At 59.4% G+C, this 21,991-nt stretch carries 25 protein-coding genes and 1 tRNA gene; 20 read left to right on the top strand and 6 right to left on the bottom strand.

The window, feature by feature from the left end; all coding sequences use genetic code 11:
- Positions 1-77: 77 nt before the first annotated feature.
- The 4 genes from ACLFLU_RS37525 to ACLFLU_RS37510 all read right to left on the bottom strand — a co-directional run bounded on the left by ACLFLU_RS37525 (position 78) and on the right by ACLFLU_RS37510 (position 2,429).
- Positions 78-159, bottom strand: a tRNA-Ser gene (locus ACLFLU_RS37525).
- 197 nt (positions 160-356) lie between these two features.
- Positions 357-623 carry a hypothetical protein gene (locus ACLFLU_RS37520; protein WP_426409660.1) on the bottom strand — a complete coding sequence of 89 codons (267 nt, stop codon included), beginning with the start codon at positions 621-623 and terminating at the stop codon, positions 357-359.
- Between the two features lie 554 nt (positions 624-1,177).
- The gene (locus ACLFLU_RS37515) at positions 1,178-1,390 is read right to left on the bottom strand and encodes a hypothetical protein (protein WP_426409659.1); all 213 of its coding nucleotides are present in this window, start codon (positions 1,388-1,390) and stop codon (positions 1,178-1,180) included.
- A 112-nt stretch (positions 1,391-1,502) separates the two neighbouring features.
- A complete protein-coding gene (locus tag ACLFLU_RS37510; protein WP_426409658.1) occupies positions 1,503-2,429 on the bottom strand; it encodes a LysR family transcriptional regulator in 927 nt (308 codons plus the stop codon).
- 116 nt (positions 2,430-2,545) lie between these two features.
- Here ACLFLU_RS37510 and ACLFLU_RS37505 point away from each other — a divergent pair, with 116 nt between their 5' ends.
- The 8 genes from ACLFLU_RS37505 (at position 2,546) to ACLFLU_RS37470 (ending at position 8,893) form a co-directional block, all read left to right on the top strand.
- A complete protein-coding gene (locus ACLFLU_RS37505; protein WP_426409657.1) occupies positions 2,546-3,211 on the top strand; it encodes an isochorismatase family protein in 666 nt (221 codons plus the stop codon).
- Positions 3,208-3,957, top strand: coding sequence for a maleate cis-trans isomerase family protein (locus tag ACLFLU_RS37500; protein ID WP_426409656.1), 750 nt, complete (start codon positions 3,208-3,210; stop codon positions 3,955-3,957). The genes ACLFLU_RS37505 and ACLFLU_RS37500 overlap by 4 nt, the downstream gene beginning before the upstream one ends.
- Before the next feature lie 48 nt (positions 3,958-4,005).
- Positions 4,006-5,301, top strand: coding sequence for an MFS transporter (locus ACLFLU_RS37495; protein WP_426409655.1), 1,296 nt, complete (start codon positions 4,006-4,008; stop codon positions 5,299-5,301).
- Positions 5,302-5,316: 15 nt separating this feature from the next.
- Positions 5,317-6,051 carry a maleate cis-trans isomerase family protein gene (locus ACLFLU_RS37490; protein ID WP_426409654.1) on the top strand — a complete coding sequence of 245 codons (735 nt, stop codon included), beginning with the start codon at positions 5,317-5,319 and terminating at the stop codon, positions 6,049-6,051.
- A 138-nt stretch (positions 6,052-6,189) separates the two neighbouring features.
- On the top strand, positions 6,190-6,954 hold the full coding sequence (locus tag ACLFLU_RS37485; RefSeq protein ID WP_426414154.1) for an amino acid ABC transporter ATP-binding protein: 765 nt from the start codon (positions 6,190-6,192) through the stop codon (positions 6,952-6,954).
- A 20-nt stretch (positions 6,955-6,974) separates the two neighbouring features.
- Positions 6,975-7,778 carry an ABC transporter substrate-binding protein gene (locus ACLFLU_RS37480; protein ID WP_426409653.1) on the top strand — a complete coding sequence of 268 codons (804 nt, stop codon included), beginning with the start codon at positions 6,975-6,977 and terminating at the stop codon, positions 7,776-7,778.
- A 26-nt stretch (positions 7,779-7,804) separates the two neighbouring features.
- Complete coding sequence (locus tag ACLFLU_RS37475) at positions 7,805-8,476, top strand: amino acid ABC transporter permease (RefSeq protein WP_426409652.1); 672 nt, start codon at positions 7,805-7,807, stop codon at positions 8,474-8,476.
- A 27-nt stretch (positions 8,477-8,503) separates the two neighbouring features.
- Positions 8,504-8,893, top strand: a complete 390-nt coding sequence (locus ACLFLU_RS37470) for a RidA family protein (protein WP_426409651.1) — start codon at positions 8,504-8,506, stop codon at positions 8,891-8,893.
- 83 nt (positions 8,894-8,976) lie between these two features.
- Here ACLFLU_RS37470 and ACLFLU_RS37465 read toward each other — a convergent pair whose 3' ends face one another.
- The gene (locus ACLFLU_RS37465) at positions 8,977-10,185 is read right to left on the bottom strand and encodes a pyridoxal phosphate-dependent aminotransferase (protein ID WP_426409650.1); all 1,209 of its coding nucleotides are present in this window, start codon (positions 10,183-10,185) and stop codon (positions 8,977-8,979) included.
- Positions 10,186-10,260: 75 nt separating this feature from the next.
- Entirely contained in the window at positions 10,261-11,160 is a 900-nt protein-coding gene (locus ACLFLU_RS37460) for an AraC family transcriptional regulator (RefSeq protein WP_426409649.1), read from the bottom strand.
- 47 nt (positions 11,161-11,207) lie between these two features.
- Between ACLFLU_RS37460 and ACLFLU_RS37455 the strand changes: the two genes are divergently transcribed.
- The 12 genes from ACLFLU_RS37455 (at position 11,208) to ACLFLU_RS37400 (ending at position 21,917) form a co-directional block, all read left to right on the top strand.
- On the top strand, positions 11,208-11,591 hold the full coding sequence (locus ACLFLU_RS37455) for a RidA family protein (RefSeq protein WP_426409648.1): 384 nt from the start codon (positions 11,208-11,210) through the stop codon (positions 11,589-11,591).
- A 15-nt stretch (positions 11,592-11,606) separates the two neighbouring features.
- Complete coding sequence (locus ACLFLU_RS37450; RefSeq protein WP_426409647.1) at positions 11,607-12,446, top strand: fumarylacetoacetate hydrolase family protein; 840 nt, start codon at positions 11,607-11,609, stop codon at positions 12,444-12,446.
- Positions 12,447-12,449: 3 nt separating this feature from the next.
- Entirely contained in the window at positions 12,450-13,352 is a 903-nt protein-coding gene (locus ACLFLU_RS37445) for a LysR family transcriptional regulator (RefSeq protein WP_426409646.1), read from the top strand.
- 119 nt (positions 13,353-13,471) lie between these two features.
- Entirely contained in the window at positions 13,472-14,668 is a 1,197-nt protein-coding gene (locus tag ACLFLU_RS37440; protein WP_426409645.1) for an amino acid ABC transporter substrate-binding protein, read from the top strand.
- A gap of 16 nt (positions 14,669-14,684) precedes the next feature.
- Entirely contained in the window at positions 14,685-15,551 is an 867-nt protein-coding gene (locus ACLFLU_RS37435) for a branched-chain amino acid ABC transporter permease (RefSeq protein WP_426409644.1), read from the top strand.
- Positions 15,548-16,486 (top strand): branched-chain amino acid ABC transporter permease, encoded by a 939-nt coding sequence (locus ACLFLU_RS37430; protein WP_426409643.1) that lies wholly within the window; start codon positions 15,548-15,550, stop codon positions 16,484-16,486. The genes ACLFLU_RS37435 and ACLFLU_RS37430 overlap by 4 nt, the downstream gene beginning before the upstream one ends.
- Positions 16,483-17,238: an ABC transporter ATP-binding protein gene (locus ACLFLU_RS37425; RefSeq protein ID WP_426409642.1), complete on the top strand. Its 756-nt coding sequence runs from the start codon at positions 16,483-16,485 to the stop codon at positions 17,236-17,238. Before ACLFLU_RS37430 ends, ACLFLU_RS37425 begins: the two co-directional genes overlap by 4 nt.
- Entirely contained in the window at positions 17,235-17,954 is a 720-nt protein-coding gene (locus tag ACLFLU_RS37420) for an ABC transporter ATP-binding protein (RefSeq protein ID WP_426409641.1), read from the top strand. The genes ACLFLU_RS37425 and ACLFLU_RS37420 overlap by 4 nt, the downstream gene beginning before the upstream one ends.
- Before the next feature lie 93 nt (positions 17,955-18,047).
- Positions 18,048-19,451, top strand: coding sequence for an aldehyde dehydrogenase family protein (locus ACLFLU_RS37415; protein WP_426409640.1), 1,404 nt, complete (start codon positions 18,048-18,050; stop codon positions 19,449-19,451).
- 116 nt (positions 19,452-19,567) lie between these two features.
- A complete protein-coding gene (locus ACLFLU_RS37410) occupies positions 19,568-20,389 on the top strand; it encodes a transporter substrate-binding domain-containing protein (protein WP_298366484.1) in 822 nt (273 codons plus the stop codon).
- Positions 20,386-20,877, top strand: coding sequence for a RidA family protein (locus tag ACLFLU_RS37405; protein ID WP_298366486.1), 492 nt, complete (start codon positions 20,386-20,388; stop codon positions 20,875-20,877). The genes ACLFLU_RS37410 and ACLFLU_RS37405 overlap by 4 nt, the downstream gene beginning before the upstream one ends.
- 122 nt (positions 20,878-20,999) lie before the next feature.
- Positions 21,000-21,917 (top strand): LysR family transcriptional regulator, encoded by a 918-nt coding sequence (locus ACLFLU_RS37400; protein WP_298366488.1) that lies wholly within the window; start codon positions 21,000-21,002, stop codon positions 21,915-21,917.
- The last annotated feature ends 74 nt before the right edge of the window (positions 21,918-21,991 follow it).

Here is a 21,991-nt window from a genome sequence, read left to right as displayed (position 1 = left end):
TGCTTACTCGTGCGAATGCAACTAAGCCTCTAGGTTCGTCTGGGGCGCGCATATGGGTCTGCAAAAGAGAGAGAATTTGGCACGCCCGACACGATTCGAACGTGTGACCTTTGCCTTCGGAGGGCAAACGCCAACAACCCCGCTGTCCAGCACCGACGGAAATCGAAAGGTTGGGTCAGTACTTGGACGAGCCACGCCAGCGCATCGCTTCGCGGCAGGCCGAACTATGGCGCGTTCAACTCAGCGACCGCTGGGCTTCGAGCGCTCGCGCAGGCCACGGCGAAGGAATAGCCGAGGATGGAAATCCATGTCGGTCACGTCATCGTCGACAGCGCAATCGCCGAGGACAGAATTTTTCAATCGCTTCCCCGGCGCAGCGAGAAAGCCTGATCAGCATCGAAGCAATCGTGAACGCGTTCACGTTCCTCTATCGCCAGCCAGCCGGGGTTGGTCAATTGAGGTTGACGTCCGAACGTCACGCGAAAAGTGGTGAACGGGGCATGCCGGCGCTTAATTCCCTCGTCGGGAATATCGAAATTCGCCGCGGCGTGTTTGGCTTGGCGATACCAGCACAAATACCAGCAAAGCGGATGGTTGCAGTGGGCTTGTGCTTGTATTTTCAATACGTCGCGACAGTTTTCCGGAGAAATCCGGAATCGAACCAGCGACTTAAGCTATTGTTATTGTTGTAATTTTTTCCATAGTGCCCCTGGCCGGCAATCATCTAATCATATAACCATCTGAATTTGCAGTAGTTTTCATGGCGGATTGTTGCTGATACCAGCAGGAATACCAGCAGCGTGTCGCAGGGTATTCGGTCGTAAAAAAGAGAACGGCAGGCCCCTCTGTAGGAGGCGCGGCGTATGCCGTTCCGATCGACACAATCGCTCCCCACGTAATCGGGCATGAATTACTACAGCCGGCTTTGCGACCACTTCTGTTGAGGATCTCACCCGAAACTACGAGAACTATTCTTGCGCGAGGCTATCTCTCCATTTTCGGAGAGCGCGATCCGTAGTGATGGCCTGCTAAACGCAGGGCCGGATTCTAGATCCGCAAGGTCGGCATCATAAGGTAACGTGTTCCCACTCAAGCAGGAGTGTGCTGTCGCGAGTAAACCTGAGGGACAGCAAACTCGTACGCCTCGACGCGCCGCGGATACGTTTCGGTGGGTAACTTATTCGCGGAAATCGGGAGACATGCGATCCAGCTTCCGCAGCAAGGCCCGCCAGACCAGCCTGTCCGCCAGTTGCGACATGCCGCCCGATTTCGCCAGCGCCGCGTTTTTCTCGATCGCCAGCTCCGGCGGATGGTAGTCGGACTCCGTGCCGCCGTTCGCGCGCGTCCTTATCTGCACAGTGCAGGCTCGTTCGAGGAAATAGATACGCAAGAATGCTTGCCCATGATGGACTGGAGCAAGAGTTCAAGTTGTTCAATCGCTTAGAAGGCAGCTTGTGCACCGCGAGCATGCTTCCGGTCAGGCCGGGGCGGTCGATCGCTCGTCAGGCGTCGGTCTCAATCGGCATCCCAAGCTTGCTGCCGGACAGTGCTGCGCCAAGCTGTCGCGCCAGATTGGCCATGTAGGCGCATTCAATGGCGCCAGCGTCGTCCCACCACATCGCGCAGATATTGAGCGGGAGCAGCGGTGGATCAGCGTCCGGAATGCGTAGTCCAAGTTCGCCGCCGAAAGCGGAGACCATGGCTTGCGGCACCAGCGCTGCTCCACCTCGCGCGCTAGCAAGGCGCGCAATAATCGCGATCGTATCGCATGTGACGACCCTGCTAGGTTTCACAGCGCGAGCGCCAAACCAAGCCATCATGTTCGTGAAGAGCCCGGACGGTGGTGCCGTCGTGTAGATGGGAACATCGACCAGCACGTCGGGCGTTGCTATTGCGCCCTTGAACTGACAATCCCTTCCTATCGCCCAAACGCTGTCGACCGACCATAGCGGGACAATCGAGATACCATCCCGAACGCGTGGTTGCGCGAGAAATGCGATGTCGATGGTCCGTTCGTGCAGCGCGGTCTCGAGCCGGGTGCTGACGTCGACTTCGACGTTGATCTGCCAGGCGGGGTGTCGCGCCTCCAGTGCCGCCAATAGATCGGGCAAGATCAGTGCGGCGAACGACTCGGCGGCGCCGATTCGGAACAGTCGTTCTACCGAGGGACTGTTGCGCGAGCGCCGTTCGATCTGCTCGGCAATCGCAAGCATCCGTTCGGTGTCGGCGTAGATAGCGACGCCGGCCGGTGTCATAACGGGGCGGTACAGCGAGCGATCCAAAAGCTCCGCACCGAGATTTCGCTCTAGCTCGCGGACACGCAGGCTGACTGTAGGTTGCGTCAGATTGAGCCGCGCTGCGGCCGCCCTGAAGCTGCCGAGCTTCGCGACCCAATAAAACGCTTCCGCTTGGCCGAGTGTATAGCGCATCGCGCAAGATGATAGGGCGATCCTATCATGTTGCAAGAACTCTTAATTTTCATTGGCTTCTGGCCAGTGGTACCGCCGCTGACAACGTCAACGTTTGCAAGCGGAGGAAAACCGGAATGGCCGACGAAGCCTCGCTCTCCCACGGGGAGGGAGAGATCTATCACCGCCAGGGTTTTGGCAATCCGTCGGGCGTCGGCGATCGCCCCGCACTTGTCATCGTCGACTTCGTCAATGGTTTCGCCGATCCCACTGCGTTCGGTGGTGGAAATATCCGCGATGCAATCGTCGAGACGCAAGGCCTCCTCGGGTTCGCAAGGTCGGCAAATTGGCCGGTCGCCTTCACTAGGGTTGTGTTCGCTGACGATGCGAGTGATGCCAACGTTTTCACGCGCAAAGTCCCGTCGCTCCTTTCTCTTACGGAAGAGAATCCGCAATCAGCTGTCGTGCGGGAGTTAGCGCCTCGGCCGGGTGAACTGGTTCTGCGGAAGCGATTGCCATCGGCCTTCGCCGGCACGGACCTAGCGGCTTGGCTAACGAAGCACAACGTCGACACGCTGGTTGTGGCAGGAGCAACGACGTCCGGGTGCGTCAGAGCCACGGTTGTTGATGCAATGGGAAGCGGATTTCTCGTCGTTGTTGCAGCTGATTGCGTGGGAGACCACGCTGAGGGCCCTCATCGCGCCAGCCTGTTCGACATGGCTCAGAAATACGCGGACCTCATGACCGCGCAGGATATCCGCAAATCATTCGTCGAGAAGTACAGCGCCGGAGGCGTAAAGTGACCGATTCCCTGGGATTTCGCCTCAAGCTTGGCATCATTGCGCCGTCGACCAACACCGCGGTGCAGCCGGAGATGGACGCGATGCGTCCTTACGGTGTGACCAATCACCACGGGCGGCTGCATATTCCGAACGACACGATCAGGAACGATGCTGACTTCAATCGCGTGATGGACAACATCCGTGCCACGATGGACGAGGCCGCGCGAGTGGTAATGACCTGCCAGCCCGATCGTCTGGTGCTCGGTATGTCGTCCGAGACGTTCTGGGATGGGCTCGAAGGCAGCAAAAGGTTGCTCGAACGCATGCACCAGATCTCCGGTGGTGTTCCCGTCACCATGGGGGCGGAAGCTGTTCGCGCTGCGTTGCCCAAATACGGAAACATCCGCAGGATCGGCGTGATAACGCCGTACATGCCGCCGGGCGATGAACAGGTCCGTCGATTCTTCACAGAATGTGGCTTCGAGATCGTCGCTTTGAAGGGACTAAGGGGACCTTCTCCCGTGCAGTATGCCCACGTGTCGGAGAAGCAGCTTCGCGATGCCATCAACGAGATAAATGATCCGTCGGTGGAGGCCATCATCCAGGTCGGCACCAACCTCGCGATGGCTCGTCTGGCGGGCATTGCCGAGTTCTGGCTCGACAAGCCCGTCATCGCCATCAACACCGCCATTTACTGGCATGCGCTGCGACAGAGCGGCATCGAGGATCGGGTTCCGGGATTTGGATCCCTCCTGATCGACTACTGACGATCTCACCGTTTGGATCTTCAAAGTTCAATAGTTGAGGGGGCGAGGATGGGTTTCAAAAAGCGATATTGCGTGTATGCCGGGCTGTTCGTGTTGATGTTCATCAACTACCTGGATCGGGTCAATCTGTCCGTTGCCGCAAAGCCGTTGGCGGAGAGCTACGGTCTCTCTCCCATCGATATGGGCTACATCTTCTCGGCCTTCCTATGGACCTATCTGATCTGCCTGATTCCCATGGGTATGCTGGCCGATCGATTTGGCGGACGAGCAGTCACCTACACAACGCTAGGTATCTGGTCGCTCGCCGGAATTTGGACCGGCCTGGCGTCAACCTACTCCTCACTCGTTGCATCCCGCCTGGTTCTCGGAATCGGCGGGTCCGCAAGCTATCCCGCCGGCGGCAAAATCATCCGGGAATGGGCGCCTGCCAGCGAACGCGGAATCGCTGCGGCGTTTCTCAATTGCGGGGCGCACGCCGGCCTTTGCTTCGGCTCGGTCGTGGTCGGCTCGCTGATCGTCGAATTCGGATGGCGCGAGTCCTTCTACATTACCGGCGTCGCTGGCCTTGTCCTCGCCGTTCTGTGGTATCTGCTATATCGCCGGCCAGAAGAGGCGGCTTGGCTTGGCGCTGCAGAACGCAACTTCATTCGCGATAATCGCGGCCAAATCGCATCGGATGAGACCACAAACTTCAACCAAGCCGCTGCCCTGAAAGGGTTGCTACGTAGTCCCACCATGTGGTCCCTGGCCCTGACGCAGGGGTGCGCTGGCTACACACTCTATTTGTTCATGACCTGGCTGCCCAGTTACCTGGTGGCGTCTCGCGGCATGGATGTCCTGAAGTCGAGCTTGTTCTCGGCCATCCCCTACGGGACGGCCGCACTGCTTGGGCTTGGCCTCGGTTGGTTGAGCGATCGGCTTTTGAAGGGAGCCGGGGCGAGCAACAGCGATAGGCGGAAGTTGATCGCGACGATGCTGCTTCTGTCGTCAGTGATCCTCGCCGCTCCGTTCGTTGATTCAATCTGGCTGATCGAGGCCCTGATCAGCGTATCGCTCGCATGCGTTGCCACCGCAATGGCCATGAACATTGCGCTGATCGCCGATTTGATGTCCGACGGCCGGTACAACGGTGTCGCCACCAGTCTTCTCATCATTGGCGGAAATACGTTCGGGACGGCAGCTCCAATCGTCACCGGTTACGTCGTCGCAGCGACCGGGGGCTTCTCCGGAGCATTCGTTATTGCGGGCGGGCGGGTCGGTCGTGATCATGTTGGGCGCCCGAAAGCCGATCTCCGTGGTGAACGAGGCGGAGTCCGGAGCCGGGCAGATTCGTGTCGTTGCTAAAGAGGTCTGAAAGTCATGGCAGACGTCGATTATGGTAGCCGCCTTCGTGTCGGCATCTTGATGCCGTCGGGTAATCCGATCGCTGAGCCCGAAATCCGCGCCATGTTGCCAGCGGGTATTTCTCCGCTGGTGACTAGGCTTGCTTTGCGTGGCAGTTCCAAGCCGGAGCTCCTCGGGATGCTCGATCAGCTTGAGCCGGCATCCAGTCTCCTTGCTGATGCAGGTGTGGATGTGATCGTCTTCCACTGCACGGCAGTTTCGACATTCGCCCCCGATTTGGCGGCCGGAATCCGCCAACGCGTTGAGGCAGCAACAAACATAAGATGCTTCACCACGGCGGACGCGGTCATCAAGGCGTTGCGGCGGCTCCGCGCCAAGCGCATTACGCTGCTAACTCCGTACATCAGCGCGGTTCATGAACGAGAAATAGCATATCTCGAAGGAAAAGGATTTGTCGTAGAAGCGAACGCTTATCTCGGCATCAGCACAAACACTGAGATGGCCAGGATTGTGCCAAACGCGATTGCCGATTGGGCCGACGACAACATCAACCCACGAACGGATGCGTGCTTCCTCAGCTGTACCGCCATCAGGTCAGCTCCAATCATTTCCCGGCTCGAGCAACGCTGGGGCATTCCCGTGTTGACCAGCAACCAGTCCATGGTGTGGCAATTGATGCGTTCAAATGGGATTGACCTCAACCTCGGCGGATTCGGTCGATTATTCTCTGTCGCAGGAACCGACGAATAAGAGGCATTGGTTTTCTGGTCTCAGATCGGGGTGGTCTAATTCAGGCAACACCGCGCTCGCAAGTTACCGCTATCTGCTCTGCCAAGGGGCACGTCTAATCTGGCGGATCGAGGCTACCGGCAGAAGGCGCGGAACCCCATAGTGTTGGCATCCAGAAAAACCATTCTAGAGGCTCGCGAGATCAAGAAGAGCTTTGGCGCCCTTACGGTGCTCAATGGCGTGTCGCTGAACGTTGCGGAAGGCGAGATCGTCAGCCTTATCGGTCCTTCCGGTTCCGGCAAGACTACGTTCCTGAGATGCCTGGCACTGCTTGAGGAGATCTCGTCCGGGGAGGTTCGTATCAACGGAACCACGGTTGCCGGAACAGCCTCCGATCGTCAGTCACAGCAGGCCGCACGGCTCATGAGGCGGGACATCGGGATGGTGTTCCAACAGTTCAATCTGTGGCCGCACATGACCGTGCTCCAGAACGTCATCGAAGCGCCCATGCGCGTTCGTGGGATTTCGAGAAACGTCGCCATCGCATCGGCCATCGAGATCCTCGCGAAGGTCGGCATTGCGGAGAAGCGCGACGCTTATCCGGCGCAACTCTCGGGTGGTCAGCAGCAGCGAGTGGCCATCTCGCGTGCGCTCGCGATGAGTCCGAAAGTCATCCTCTTCGATGAACCGACGTCTGCGCTCGATCCGGAGCTCCGTCACGAAGTGCTGGCTGTGCTCAAAAAGCTGGCCGACGATGGTCAGACCATGATCGTGGTCACCCATGAGATGGGGTTCGCGAGAAGCGTCAGCACGCGCATCGCATTTCTCGATGGCGGAAAGCTGGTCGAAGAGGGTGGATCTGACGAGTTCTTCAGGTCGCCCAAGACCGAGAGAGCCAAGCAATTCCTGGAAATGATGTTCTGAGCGATGAACGAGGGGACCAAATGAAAAAGCTGTCGATTCTTGCCGCTGCTGTGATCGGGTTCTGCGCGATCTTTGGATCGGCAGCTGTCTACGCACAACAAAAGGTCTCAAAGTTAACGCTGATCCCCCAGAAGGGGAAACTTCGAGTTTGTCAGGTTCCGAACTATTACGCCATCTCGTTTCGGAACCCGAAGACCGGAGAACTCGAAGGGATCGACGTGGATCTCTCCAAGGAGCTTGCGAAGGAGCTAAACGTTCAGCTCGAGATCGTCGAGACGCAGTTCTCGACTTTCATTGCCGACCTCCAGGCCGACAAGTGCGACATCGGAATGTTTGCCGTTGCGGCGACCTTGAAGCGGGCTCAAGCGGTCGAATTTTCCAATCCGTATCTCGAGTCCGGCCTGTATGCCATCGTGAAGGAGGGCAGCAAGATCGAGAAATGGGACGACGTCGATCAGCCCGGCGTGCGCGTCGTTACCGGTCTCGGAAGCTTCATGGATGACATCATGAAGGGGTATCTGAAAAAGGCGACCCAGCGCAGCGTGGTGCCTCCCGCCGATATGCTGAGCGAGCTCGCTGCCAATAAGGCTGATGTCTACATCAGCGACTACCCGGCCAGCGTGCGGATCAAGAAGGAATTCGACTGGGCAAAACTGATTGCTCCGTCCGAGCCGCTCGCCGTGACGCCTTATTCATACGTCGTCGCCCCGGGAGATCAGGTTTGGCTGAACTTCATCAACCTGTTCGTCCGAACGATTCACAATGACGGCCGGCTCAAGAAGTATGCGGACAAGCATAATCTGGGTCCGATGGTCGCCAAGTAGCCTGTCAACGCGGCGCGAGTCGAGCCATGAGCACGTACACGTTCAGGTGGGACGTTGTTCGAGACAACTTGCCCTTCTTGCTCTCGGGTCTCAAGGGTACCCTGATGATATCCGCTATCACGCTTGTGATGGCGATGCTCGGCGGCTTGGTGCTGGTTTCTCTCGATCTTTCCAGATGGAAAGTGGTGAGATCCATCAGTATTACGTTCGGTGAGTTGGTGCGCAATACACCAATCCTCATCCAGCTGCTGTGGTACTATTATGTGCTGCCGATATCGTTCGGAATCGACATTCCCGCGATGTTTGCTGCAATCCTTGGGCTCTCGATTTACTCGTCGGCGTTCATAGGCGAAGTGTATCGGGCGGGAATTCAAGGCGTCCCAAAGGGGCACGTGGAAGCAGCCAAGGTGCTTGGCCTGAGCAGGCTACAGACGTTCACTCGAATTGTATTGCCCCAAGCGTTTTGGGCGAGCCTGCCGCCGTTAGCATCGAACTTCGTTATGCTCATCAAGTACTCGTCGCTCGCTTCCGTCCTCTCGGTGCCCGAGATCACGCGAAAGGCAACAGAGCTCTCATCGGCGACGTTCAGGCCGCTGGAGATATTTACGGCCGTCGCGCTGGTCTACTTCATCATTTGCTGGCCCCTCACGCTAACGATCAGGTGGATCGAGCGCCGAACCATGCGTCTCAGAAAATAACCTACGACAACAGAATGGAGGTCTCTCATGACAGACGATGTACGCTTTGTGGACTCTCACGCTAACACTCGTCCGTTCTCGCACGCATCGATCGTCGGGCCCTGGATCTTTACAAAAGGAACTGCCGGTTACAACGCGGAGACGGGTCAATTCCCATTGGACATTCGGGAACAGACCGCCCAATGCATGAAGAACCTCGCGAACATTCTCAAGGAATGCGATGCGACCTTTGCCGATGTCGTCAAGGTCAACGTCTATCTTGTAAATATAGGCGACTACGACGCTGTGAATGAGGTTTATGTGAAGGCGATGGGTGGCCACAAGCCGGCGCGTTGTTGCGTTGGGGTGCCCGCGCTGCCGACGAAAAACGAGAACATGAAGATCGAAATGGTCGCCTATAAGAAGGATCGCGCCTAAATCGCGTCTCATTGGGACTGGCGACGATCGCCTATTGAAACACCAAGGCGCATCGCCTTGGTGTTTCAAGGACAAGGGTCAGGCTATTGGGCCTTCTGCGCAGTTGCCTTCATTGTCGCAGAAAGCGCATCGAGGGCGGCCGGAAGAACGTCAATTGGAAGATAGCCAAAGCCGAGTCGCAAGACAGCGGATGACTCGCCGAACCACGACCCGTCTCCGATCTGAAGATCGGACTTCGGAAGGGCGGACCAGAAGCGGTCAACAGCGGCTGCGTCAAATGCCGTCGGGTTCAATCGAAGGCAGCAGAGAGCTCCGCCGTCAGGTTTGACCCATTGGACCATGCCCGCTTGGCTGCCAACCCAGGCCGCCACTGTCGAGAGGCCTGTTGCAAGCAGAGTGCGGCGCTGGCGCAGGATTGCCTCTCGGTGATCAAGGACGGTCGCTGCCAAAGTCTCATCGAGCGGGGAGCCGGAGATCACGAGGTTCATTTTTGCGATCGTCAGTCGCTCGCGAAGCTTGGGATCGCGGACGGTGAGCCATCCAACGCGGAGCCCAGGCGCGCCGTGGGCCTTAGAAACGGATCCGCCGGTTATGATCGCTTCATCAAGCGCTACGGCACTCTGAGGAGGAAGCTCATCCCCGTAGGTGGCCTCACGATACGTCTCATCGACGAATAGGCGCGCAGCCGGTGCTTTCGTGCGCATCAGGTTCAGGATTTCTCGTATTTCCGCGAGATCTGTTCGCACGCCGCTCGGGTTCTGCGGGCTGGCGATGCTGACGAGCTTCGTCTTTTCGTTGAGGAGCGGTTCGAGTGCTTCGGGTGTCAGCCGATAGCCGCGATCGAATGTCAGATGACATTCTCGCAACGTCACGCCGGTGCCGACGAGCGAGTCGCGCGAGGGCGGAAAGCATGGTGTTGCAATAACGGCCTCGTCGCCCAGACGGCAGAGTTCGAACGCCAGCAGAAACAGTCCAAGGGCAGTTCCTTGCGTGGTAATGACGTCTTCCGCCTGAACTCCCGCAAGCGCGGCAATCGTGGCCCGGAGGCGCGGCAGACCCGCCGACGAACCATAGCCCATCTTGAGGCCGTCAAGCGCGGCGATGCCGCCGGCCATGCTCACAATCTCGCCGAATGTCAGGTCCTGGGCCGTGCTTTCGGCCAGATTGTAACGCCGATTGATATCGAGCAACGAGATGATCTCGTTTCGAGGAAATCGGCCCGGCCAGTCTGGCTTGTGTGTCACATTATCCTCAAGGTCAGTGGGTTCGCGGCTATTGAGGGCCGTGACCATGAGAAATCTTGTCGAAAGTTGCTGCGGCCGGACGATTCTAGGGTGCCAGTCGAGCCGGGACTTTGAACCTGCGCCTTATTGCATCGACCTTGCGTACAGCGCTGGCGTCGTGCCGGTGAATTGCTTGAAGCGCTTTGTGAAGTGCGCTTGATCGGCAAAACCGACATCCAGCGCGACTTGTGCCACAGGCTCGCCAAGCCTCAGGAGTTGTCGCGATTTCGCAATTCGCACCTGGGTTAGATATGAGTACGGTGTCAGGCCAAGGTGTTTCTGAAAAAGTCTGATGAGGTGAAAGGGGCCGACGCCAGAGGCCCTGGACGCTTCCTCAAGACCTATGTCGTCGCACGCGCGCGCCTGCAGGAACGCGATGGCAAGATCGACCGCTCTCGGGCAACCCGCATCGGTCTGCGTGAGCCTGTCAGACCCGTAGCGCTCGAACAACAGCGAGATGGCACAGACCATTGCCTCTTCGGCGCCCGCCATGTCGAGGCCGGCTGAGGCGAGTCCTTGGGCTTGGTCAAACCAATGCCAGAGCTCCGGATCGTCTATGACCGTCTTTCCGACGATTGGCCCATCGCCGCACGGTCTCGCGAGGATCGAGGCGAGGGCGGGGGCCGGCACGTAAAGCGCGGCATAGGCCAACTCCCGGCCGTGCTCGCGCTCTCCGGTATGCATTTCGCCAGGATTTACCACCACCAGGTTGCCCGGTGCCGCATGCGCGCGAGCACTCCCGCATCGGAACGATTTCACGCCCGCATGCATGACGCCGATCATCAGTTCATCGTGCGAATGTGGTGCGAAGCTGTGCCGTACAAATCGCGCTGACATCAAATCGATGCCGCCAAACATCGGCGAGCTACGAAAGGTCGCTCTGTCGAGAGGGCTCTCGAATTGAAAAGTAGCCATGGCGCTGAGGTCAATATCCGACAAGAACGATAGATCGGTTCCTGCTTTCTGTAAACCGGCGCCGACCACCGTCGTGGATCGCGGCGCCGTTCCCAATTGGACCAAGGAACCCTAGAATGACCAGGAAGATAGTAACTGCCCCGGATCTCACACCGCCTGTGGGGCCATTTGCGCAGGGCGTCTGGGCAGGTGATCTGCTCTATGTCTCGGGCCAGGTTGGGCAGGATCCGGTCTCTGGCGCGATGGTAGCGGGCGGCATCGAGGCAGAAACGCGTCAGGCCTTCGAGAACCTTCGTCGCGTTCTCGCTGCCGCCGGGCTCGGATTCGAGGACGTCATCAAGGCACACGTATTCCTGGTGGACATCAACGATTTCGCGGCGATGAACGCAATCTACGGCACCATTTTCACCGCGCCGTTCCCCGCTCGGACGACGGTGCAGGTTGTGAAGCTGGCGCTGAATGCGCGTGTCGAAATCGATCTGGTCGCGCGGCGATCCTGAGGCAGCGGGGCCATCATGAAACTCGTGCGATTTGGTGACGCGGGACGAGAGCGACCGGGTATCGTTGATCAACAGGGCCGCATCAGGGACGTCTCAAGCCATGTTGCAGACTGGGCTGGAGATGCCCTCGATCCAGCTTCTCTCGCTGCGTTCGCGGCAACGGACTTCGCGTCCTGTCCGATCGTGCCGGCCGACGTACGGCTCGGCGCGCCGGTGGCAACACCGGGCAAGGTTGTCTGCGTCGGGCTCAACTACGCTGATCATGCCGAGGAGACCGGCTTCGAATTGCCACCCGAGCCACTTGTGTTTTTCAAATCGCCGACCGCGATCTGCGGCCCGACCGATCCGATCGTTCTTCCTAAGACCGCAGAAGCCGTCGATTGGGAAGTCGAGCTTGCCTGCGTGATCGGTCGATCGACGATTGGATCCAGCGAGAAGGATGCGATGGCTGCCGTCGCGGGGTTCAGTGTTGCCAATGACGTGACCGAACGAAACTGGCAGTTTCAGCGTGGCGGGCAGTGGAGCAAGGCCAAGAGCGCCGACACCTTCGCACCTCTCGGGCCCTGGCTGGTGACCCCCGACGAAGTCGCGGATTTGGGACCTCGGCGTATCTGGCTTCAGAAGAACGACGTGATCCGGCAGGACTCGTTGCTGTCGCGCATGATCTTCTCGGTGCCGCGCATTATCGCCCATCTCAGCGAGTTCATGCGGCTCGTGCCCGGTGATGTGATCCTCACCGGTACACCGCGCGGCGTGGCCTACAACAAGTCCGACCCGGATTATCTTCGCCCGGGCGACCAGCTTCACTGCGGGATTGAGGGCTTAGGCGAGCAACACACTCAGGTCGTGCATTAGCGCATGCTGGATCCGGCGCTCCGATACTTCATGGAAGTGGTCGATTGCGGATCCATACGGCTGGCGGCCGATCGTCTCCAGATTGCACCGAGTGCGATCAGCCGCCAGATCCAGTTGCTTGAGCATCGGTTTGGCGCGCCGCTTCTTTTGCGGAGCCGAACAGGGATCGAGGCAACCGAGCAGGGCAAGCTCGTTGCCGGTTATATTCAGTCCGCCAAGCGCGATCTCGATCGGCTCAAATCGGCCATCGATGATCTTAGCGGACTGCGCCGTGGCCGTGTGGTCCTTGCAACGGTCGAGGCGACGCAGGGGCGTGTTCTGCCGGAGTGCATTTCGGCATTTCGCGCCAAATTTCCCGGTGTGGATCTCGAGGTCCGTATCCTGGGGACCCACCAGGTCGCTGAAGCCATCCTCAAGGAGGAGGCAGATATCGGGATTGCCCTTGACCCTCCGCTACGGAACGAACTCCTTCTCAGAATGCGCTGGCCACAGCCGCTTCAGGCGGTCATGAAACCCAGCCATGAGCTGGCAACGCGGTCCGGAAGCCTGCGTTTGAGGGATGTCCTGGAGTGTCCCCACATCCTGCCTGATCGCAGTTTCGGTATCCGCTCCTTGATCGAACGTGCTGCCAACAAGGTGGGCGCGGTGACGAGACCTTTCCTGGAGACGAACTCTCTGGACGTCGCCAAGACGATCGCCGCGTCGACCAATGCTCTCACGGTTCTGCCTCCTGAGGCGTTGTTTCGCGAGCTTGGGGCAGGTTCTCTGGTGACGCGCAAAATTGACGACGCGCTGCTGGTCAAGGCTACCATCGACGTCATGACACTACGGACCAAACCGCTGTCCAAGGCTGCCGAAACTCTCCTGCGCTTCGTTCGTCAGAGCATTGCCGATCACAAGGCTTAGTGCCGGCCAACGGGTGTTCTAAATCCGAGTACGCTGCCTACGCGTGTCGGCTCTATCGTCATCGCCTTGTCGTTTGTCATCACTGTTCCCAGAGCAAGATAGGTTCTGGGGAGGATCTGATGCAGCGCAGGACGGTATTGATTGGAATGGCGGCCGCCGTCGTGGCGCCCGCAATCGTTCGGGCGCAGGGCAGCGACGAATTGCGGATTGGGGCGCCGCTGCCGTTGACCGGACCTTTGGCTCCGGAGGGCCAGAAGCAGAAGCGCGGCTACGACCTCTGGGTCAAGGAGGTCGAGAGCGCCGGAGGATTTGAGATTGGCGGCCGCCGTATCCCCGTGCGGATCACCTATAGCGATTATCAATCCTCCACACCGCGTGCCGTTCAGGCCTGCGAACAGCTCGTCACACAACAGCGCGTGCATGCGCTGTTCAGCCCGTTCGGCTCCGGCGCGGCCAAAGCATCCAGTGCCATTGCCGAGCGCTACCGGGTACCGATGATCGCCCCGACGGCGTCCTCGCGCGAAGTCTACGATCAGGGTTTCAAATATCTGTTCGGTACTTTTACGCCGAACGAGACGCTGACGGAGCCGCTCGCGGATATGGTCCTGGCGGCCGCGCCGGCGATCAAGCGCGTGGCGATCTTCTCGCGCAATGATCTTCTGCCGCTGGCCTTGAGTACCGAAATGAAGAAGTCGGCCATCAAGCGCGGCCTCGAGCTGGTGTTCGACGAAAAATTCGCCATCGGCAGCCTCGACTTCGCCTCCGCGCTCACCCAGATGCGCAGCGCCAATCCGGAATGGGTCTTCGTCGGCGGATATGTCAACGACCTCGTGCAAGTCCGTACCCAGATGCGCGATCTCGGCTTGAAGCCGCAAGTACTCACGATGATTGCCGGGCCTGCCTATGAGGAGTTCACGCAAGCCCTGCACCGCGCAGCGGAGAACATATCGAGCGCGGCCTGGTGGCACCCGGCCGTACGCTACGAGGGGATCGATATTTTCGGGAAGACCGAGAATTTCGTCCAGAAGTTCCTCGCCACCTATTCGACCTTGCCGGACTACATCGAGGCGTCGGCCGCCGCAGCGGGCGCGATCCTACAGCTCGCTGCGCGCAAATCCGGGGCGCTCGAAGGACCAGCGCTACGCGACGCGCTGGCTGGTCTGGATGCCGTGACATTCTATGGCCCTATCTCGTTTGGCCCGACCGGGCAGATCGAAAAGCTGGTGCCGCCCGTGTTCCAGATCCAGAACGGCCGGCCGATCGTTCTGGCGCCTTCGTCGATCGCGCAAGGCGATTTTCGCCTTGGCATTACCTGATCGAGCGGGTGCGATCGTGCAAATTGCTCAGGTCATTCTCAACGGCCTCCTGCTCGGCGGCCTCTATGCTGCGATGGCGGCAGGATTCTCGTTGGTCTGGGGCGTACTGAACATCATCAACATCGCGCAGGGATCCGCGGTCGTCCTCGGCTCTTATGTTGCGTACTTTACCTGGAGATATGCCGGCCTCAATCCGTTGGCAGCTATCGCCCTTGCAGGTCCTCTGTTGTTCGCCGCCGGCTGGCTGCTCCAGCGCTATCTGATTCAGCGTGTGATCGCGGCCCCCGTGCTGATCACTCTGGTGTTCACCTTCGGCATGGACCTGATTCTGAACAATACGATGATCAGCCTGTTTACGGCGGACTATCGGAAGATCGAGGGGGCTTTCCCGACGACGCCGCTCACTCTCGGCGCACTGACGCTCCCTGTCGATCGCCTTTTCGCTGCGATTGCGGCTATCAGCGCGGCCTTCGCCTTGCATTTCTATCTCCACAAATCCCGTCTCGGCCGCGCCATCGTCGCAGTGAGGATGGACCGGCAGACAGCCGAGTTGATGGGCGTCCGTGTCGAGATCATCTACGCGACGACGTTCGGACTTGGATTGGCCATGGCGGGGGTCGCAGGTTGCCTGCTCGCGGCGATCTTCCCGACCTCGCCGCTGAACAGCGCCTACTATCTCCACATCGCGTTCGTCGCCTGCGTCCTTGGCGGGCTTGGAAGCGTGTTGGGTGCCGTCGCCGGTGGACTGTTGCTTGGGGTTGTTGAGAGCTTGGGTGCTCTCCTGGTCGGCGCCGAGTACGGCACGACGGTCGCCGCCATCGTTCTCCTTTTGATGCTGTTCACGCGACCACAGGGCCTCCTAGGCCGGGCAGGCTACGAATGATGTCTCGTAATCAGCTAGCGATTACAATCGCCATCGTCGGCGCGCTCGCCTGCGCGGGGCTTCCGCTGATCCTTGCCGGCGAGCCGTATCTCATGCGCCTCGTTACGATGTTCAACCTTCTGCTGGTGCTGGCTGCATCGTGGAACATTGTCGGCGGCTTTACCGGCTATCCGTCGTTTGCAACGGGCGCGTTCTTCGGCCTCGGCGCCTATGTCGCCGCGATCCTCCAAGGCAAGGGAGTGGACTGGCGGCTGGCCCTGGTTGCCGCGGGAATCGCTGGCGGCGTGCTCGCCGCACCGGTCGGCTACGGCGTTCTCAGGCTGCGCGGCCACTACTTCGCGGTCGCGAGCCTCATGCTGGGTACGATCCTCAAGGAACTGACGACCGGTTGGTCAGACCTGACTGGCGGGGGCATAGGGTTGACCATTGCCGGCGCCGGAGGAGACCCAGAAATTCTGGCGGCCTTCGCGTTGCGAATTTCACTGGCTCTGGCTGTGATCACCGTTCTCGTCGGCGCCGCCATAAAATGGAGTCGTCTCGGATTTGGGCTGGATTGCATCCGCATGAACGAGACTGCCGCAGCCGGCATCGGCGTCGACGCCCAGAAGCTCAAGACATACGCCTTCATCCTCTCGTCAATTCCTGCGGCGGTTGCCGGCGCGGTCTATGCCGGATGGATCGGCTACATCGACCCGACGGATGTGTACGACGTGATGTGGTCAGTGAAGCCTATCGTTGCGGTGTTGCTCGGAGGGGTGGGCACGATCCTCGGGCCGGTTGTCGGGGCTGCCATCTTCGTCGCGCTCGAGGAGATCGTTTGGCGCAACGTTCTGAGCTTCAGTGCAGGCGGCCTGGGTGTCCTGATCGTCCTGTTGCTCCTGATATTGCCGGGCGGCGTGTTGCCCTCGCTTGTTTCCAGGAAGGCCCGCTCATGACGGCTGCATTGCTCGACGTCAGAAATATCAGCCGTCGTTTCGGTGGGCTGAAGGCCATCGACGACGTGTCCTTCCGGCTGAGCGAAGGTGAAATCGTTGGCCTGATTGGCTCGAATGGCGCCGGCAAGACGACGCTCGTCAATCTCGTAACGGGTCACCTCAAACCGTCGCAGGGGGAAATCTCGTTTCGTGGTCAGAAGATCACCGGCCGGAAACCTCACGAACTCGCATCGAGAGGGCTGATGCGAACGTTTCAGATCGTCCAGCCTTTCAACGCGCTCACCGCGCTCGACAACGTCGCTGCCGCCGCCATGTTCGCAGGGCGCTCTCGATCGATGTCCAGCGCGCGGGAACAGGCCGACGCTGCGCTGAGCAATCTCGGGATCAGTCATTGCCGCGATCATTTTCCGATCCGCATGACGCTGGCGGAGCGCAAGCGACTGGAACTGGCGCGCGCCTGGGTCGCCAGGCCAAAGCTACTGTTTCTGGACGAAGTCAACGCCGGCCTCAATACGGGTGAAATCGAAGGCGTTCTCGGCATGATCCGGAAGATTGCCGCCGAAGGCGTGGCGATCGTGATCATCGAGCACTTGATGAAGGTTGTGAAAGGCCTCTGTCCGCAATTGATCGTGTTGCATCGTGGCCAGCTGCTGGCGAGCGGTCCGACGGAGGAGGTCGCTCGCAATCCGTCAGTCATCGAGGCCTATCTCGGAACGCGAGGCGCGGCTGCGATGCTCGGAGAAAAGCCATGACCTCGGGTCTCGTCGTCTCAAAGCTGTCCGCGGGCTACGGCGATGTCTCCGTCCTCGCCGACATCTCCCTGTCGGCCGAAGTCGGGGCGATCACCGCGGTCATCGGCTCGAACGGTGCCGGGAAAACGACTTTGCTGCGCAGCCTCTCAGGGTTGCTGAAGCCCCGCCAGGGTAGCATTCGGATCGGCGAAGCCGAACTCTCAGGAACCAAGGCGCTCGATTTCGTCAGCGCCGGCATCGCGCATGTGCCGGAAGGCCGGCGCCTGTTCGCTGGCATGACCGTGGAGGACAATCTGCTGATGGGCGCGTTTGCGCGTGCCGCTAAGCCGGCGGAGCTTCGGCAGGATCTCGATCGGATCTACGCTACGTTCCCGAAGCTCGCGGAGCGACGTCGGCAGGACGCCGTATCGATGTCTGGCGGCGAGCAGCAGATGTGCGCGATCGGCCGCGGACTGATGTCGCAGCCCCGGATTCTGATGATTGACGAGCTATCGCTTGGCCTGTCGCCCGTCGCCGTCGACTTCCTCGTCGAAGCACTGAAGACGATCAGCAACGACGGTGTCGGCATCATCGTCGTAGAGCAGGACGTCGCGGTGGCGCTCGATCTCGCTCAGCATGTGGTCGTGATGGATCGCGGTCGGGTCTCAAAGGCCGGATCCAGCAGTGAAATTGCCGAAGATCGTGCAATTCGCGCCGCTTATCTCGGCGTCGATTAGGCTTCTCTCACCAAAAACCGGGATCAATCTGCCATGAATGCCACGCAATTCGACATTGTTCGCTCCCCGTTTGACGGCTCTCCCGTGGGCCAAATGCCGGTTTCCGACGCTACTGCGGTCGAGGCGGCGATCAATGCCGCCGAAAGCGCCTTTCAGGTCACGCGAAAGCTGCCTCGCTTCGCGCGCGCCGATATACTCGCGCGGGCGGCGGAGATCATGAAGGCAAGACGCAACGAATTCGTCAGCACCATCGCCGCCGAAGCCGGCAAGCCTCTCTATGACGCGCGGGGAGAGGTAGCGCGCTCGATCTTCAACCTGACGAATGCGGCCGCCGAGGCGCGCCGATATGGCGGCCACGAAATCCCGCTCGACATGGATGCCGGGGTCTACGAGTACCAGACTACGACGACCGATGGTGCTCCGCTCGATCTGGCCAACGCGGATTTCGAGCAACTCGCCTCAATTCGCCGTCGCATCGGTATTGCGCGGCGCTTCCCGATCGGACCGATCCTTGCGATCGCACCATTCAATTTTCCGCTCAACCTCGTCCTCCACAAGGTCGCACCGGCGCTCGCGGTCGGAAACTCGGTCGTGCTGAAGCCGGCGCCGCAGACCCCGTTGACGTCGTTGCTGCTTGCCGAGGTGTTGACCGAGGCCGGCCTTCCGAAGGGAGCGCTGTCGGTCGTTCATTGCAGCGTCCCCCTGGCGGAGCACATGGTCAAGGATGATCGCTTCGCGATGGTTACCTTCACGGGGTCAGCCAAGGTCGGCTGGCACATCAAGTCGATCGCGGGCAAGAAGAAGGTCGCGCTCGAACTCGGCGGAAACGCTGCGGTCGTTGTCTGCGCGGACGCAGATCTGGACCTCGCAGCAGCAAGATGCGTTCGTGGCGGCGTCGTTTATGGCGGCCAGTATTGCATTGGCGTCCAGCGCATCCTCGTCGAGCGAAAGATCCACGACGAATTCGTCCAAAAGCTGACGAGCAAGGTGAGCGCCTGCAAGGTCGGCGATCCCATGCAGGAAGGTGTAGACGTTGGTCCGGTCATCGACGAGGGATCGGCCAAGCGCATCGCGAGCTGGATCGACGAAGCGAGCGCGGCCGGAGCCAAGATCCTGGTCGGCGGAAAGCGCGAACGAGCAGTGGTGGAGCCGACGGTCATGGCTGGAACCAAGAGCGGAATGAAGATTGAGGACGAAGAGGTCTTCGGGCCCGTTCTCACCGTTAATCCGTTCAATGACTTCGAGGATGCGGTCCGTCGTGCCAACGCAACGCGTTATGGCCTGCAAGGGGGCATGTTCACACGCGATCTAAAGCGTGCCTTCTCGGCGATCGAAGAGTGGGACGTCGGTGGCCTGATGATCAACGACGTGCCGATCTATCGGCTCGACAACATGCCGTTCGGCGGCTGGAAGGAGTCGGGAATCGGTCGCGAAGGAACCGTCTTTGCGATGGACGAAATGACCGACATCAAGCACCTCGTCATTAACTACGCATGACCGCGGCGTGTTCTGAAATGCAGAACGCTGCGAGCGCGAGAGTCATCTGTTCTAAACGTTGCGCTCGCCGTCATATTTGCCTCGAGGACATCAGGTCCTCGAGGGAGGGACATGCGATGAAAACGACATACTCAGTCTTTGCTGTTGCTACGATGGCGCTGCTTTTCGCGGAGCCGTCGAAGGCACAGGATAAGGTCGTCCTGGCTTATATCGAGGAGCCTCCGTTCGCCGCGACGATCAACGGTCAAGCGGCGGGCTCGGACGTTGATGTCGCCAAGGCCGTGTTGGCAAAGATGGGCGTCACAGACGTCGAGCTGAAGAAAGTGGAATTTGCCGAGCTTCTTCCCGGCGTGGCCACCGGGCGCTGGACGATGAATACTGCGCTGTTCGTCACGCCTGAACGCTGCAAGACGGTCGCGTACTCGAATCCGATCTGGGCGCTCGTCGACGGCATGATCGTGCGTGCGGGTAATCCAAAGCACATCTCCAGCTATGCATCGGCGGCGGCGTCGGATGCCAGGCTCGGTGTGGTCAAGGGTACCGTGCAAGTCGGAACCGCGAAGGCGGCTGGCGTGCCTGCTGAGCGGATCGTGGAGTTCGGTGCTCAAGAAGAGATCGTTGCCGCGATCAAGGCCGGGCGCGTCGACGCTTATCCGAACTCTGCGCTCGGTCACCGTGCACTACTTGCATCGTTGAAAGACGCCGATCTGGCGCTTGCTCAGCCATTCGAGCTGCCGGTGGACAACGGGCGTCCGAAAGCTGGCTTCGGCGCATTCTCGTTCAATCAGGCCAACGGAGCCTTTGTGACCCGATTCAACGAGGAGTTGGCGAAGTTCCTTGGGTCCGAAGAGCATCGCGCGATCGTCGCGAAGTACGGACTTGGAAAAGAAGAAATTACGCCGGCACTGACGGCGAAAAGTGAGGCATTGTGCAAATGAACGCGCTATCGACTAATACTAAGACGTTCGATCCAGGGCTTGTCCTTGCCAAGCTCAAGATCGAACTGCCGGCGTCTGTTCCGCCTGCCGGCAATTACGCTCGTGCGCGTTCTTCTGGAAACGTCCTGTATCTTGCCGGGCATCTTCCGGATTCGGCCGGTGTGCCGCAGTATATGGGTAAGCTCGGTCGCGAGGTGACCGTCGAGGAGGGGTATCGCGCCGCGCGGGTCGCGATGATCAATAGCCTTGGAACGATCAAGGCCAATATCGGCGATCTCAAGCGCGTCAAGCGCATCATCAAGTTGCTGGGGATGGTGAACTGCGTCGCCGATTTCGTTCAGCAGCCTGAGGTGATCAACGGCGCATCGGACCTTCTTGACGAGGTGTTCGGCAAGGAGGTGGCGCTGCACGCGCGGTCGGCCGTCGGCATGCACTCCTTGCCGCGCGGCAACTGCGTGGAGATTGAAACGATCCTGGAGTTCGAATGAGCCGGTGCGCCCGGCCGATGGGCTCTCGGTCGGGCGGCATCATTCCCTGAGCGACTGAAACTATTCGCATTCGAGAGTAAAATCGATCTATCATCGGGGTCTCAATTTTGAGAGGGCCGACGATGGTTACGTTGAAGCAGCTCGAGGGGTTCTACTGGGTTGCAGAACTTGGCGGGCTCGATGAAGCGGCGCAACGGCTGAATGCGACGCAATCAGCGATTTCCAAGCGTGTGCAAGAGCTTGAGGCGATCTTGAATGTCGCCTTGTTCGACCGATCGAAACGGCGGGTGCAGATTACGCCGCAAGGCGAAAAGCTCATTGAACTGACCCGCGATATGCTCGCGCTGCGGGATCGAATGATGGATTTCAGGTCGTCGCTAGGGCAATCGCCGCGAAATCTTCGGTTCGGTGTGACCGAGCTCACCGCGATGACCTGGCTTCCGAATTTGATCCATCGCCTTCGCGGAAGTTATCCCACACTGGCGTTAGAGCCCGTCGTCGACGCGAGTGTAGAGCTCATCGAGAAACTCAAGGCCGATGAACTTGATGCTGTCGTCGTGCCAGACGCATTTCGGGGGCCGCTGTTTGAGGTCGTGCCTCTTGATTCCGTGGAATATGCTTGGATGTGCAGTCCAGCCTATCTCGATGACGCTGCTGAGTTGCCGCTGGCGAAATTGTCCAGCCACACCATCATCGTTCAACAACAGGTATCCTCAGGGCTCGGCGATCTCATATCGAAATGGCTGTCGGACAAACACATTACTTTCGACAACACGCTGTCTAGCAGCAGCCTGACAGCCCTATCATCCCTAACCTTGTCGGGCCTTGGAATCAGCTACTTGCCGCGGAAGGTGTTCGACTATCTGATTGCCTCAGGTCAGCTGAGGATTTTGCGGACGCGGCCCGCGCTTCCGCGAATTCCCTATGTGATGATGTACAAGAAGGCGAAGAGCGACGAATTCTTGAGATTCTTGGCTTCGCTTGCGTCGGACTGTTGTGAGTTCTCTCGCTCCGTACCGATGTACTACACGACACGATAACGTAGTCCGGAATTGGCTCACGATTTTCATGAAGGTTGCGACACTGTAAGGCGAAAACTATTCCATTGACCGCA

The sequence above is a fragment of the Bradyrhizobium ganzhouense genome (assembly GCF_049949285.1).
Lineage (GTDB): Bacteria > Pseudomonadota > Alphaproteobacteria > Rhizobiales > Xanthobacteraceae > Bradyrhizobium > Bradyrhizobium ganzhouense.
Note: the sequence above shows the minus strand (reverse complement) of the source record. Positions and strands in the feature narration are given on the sequence as shown.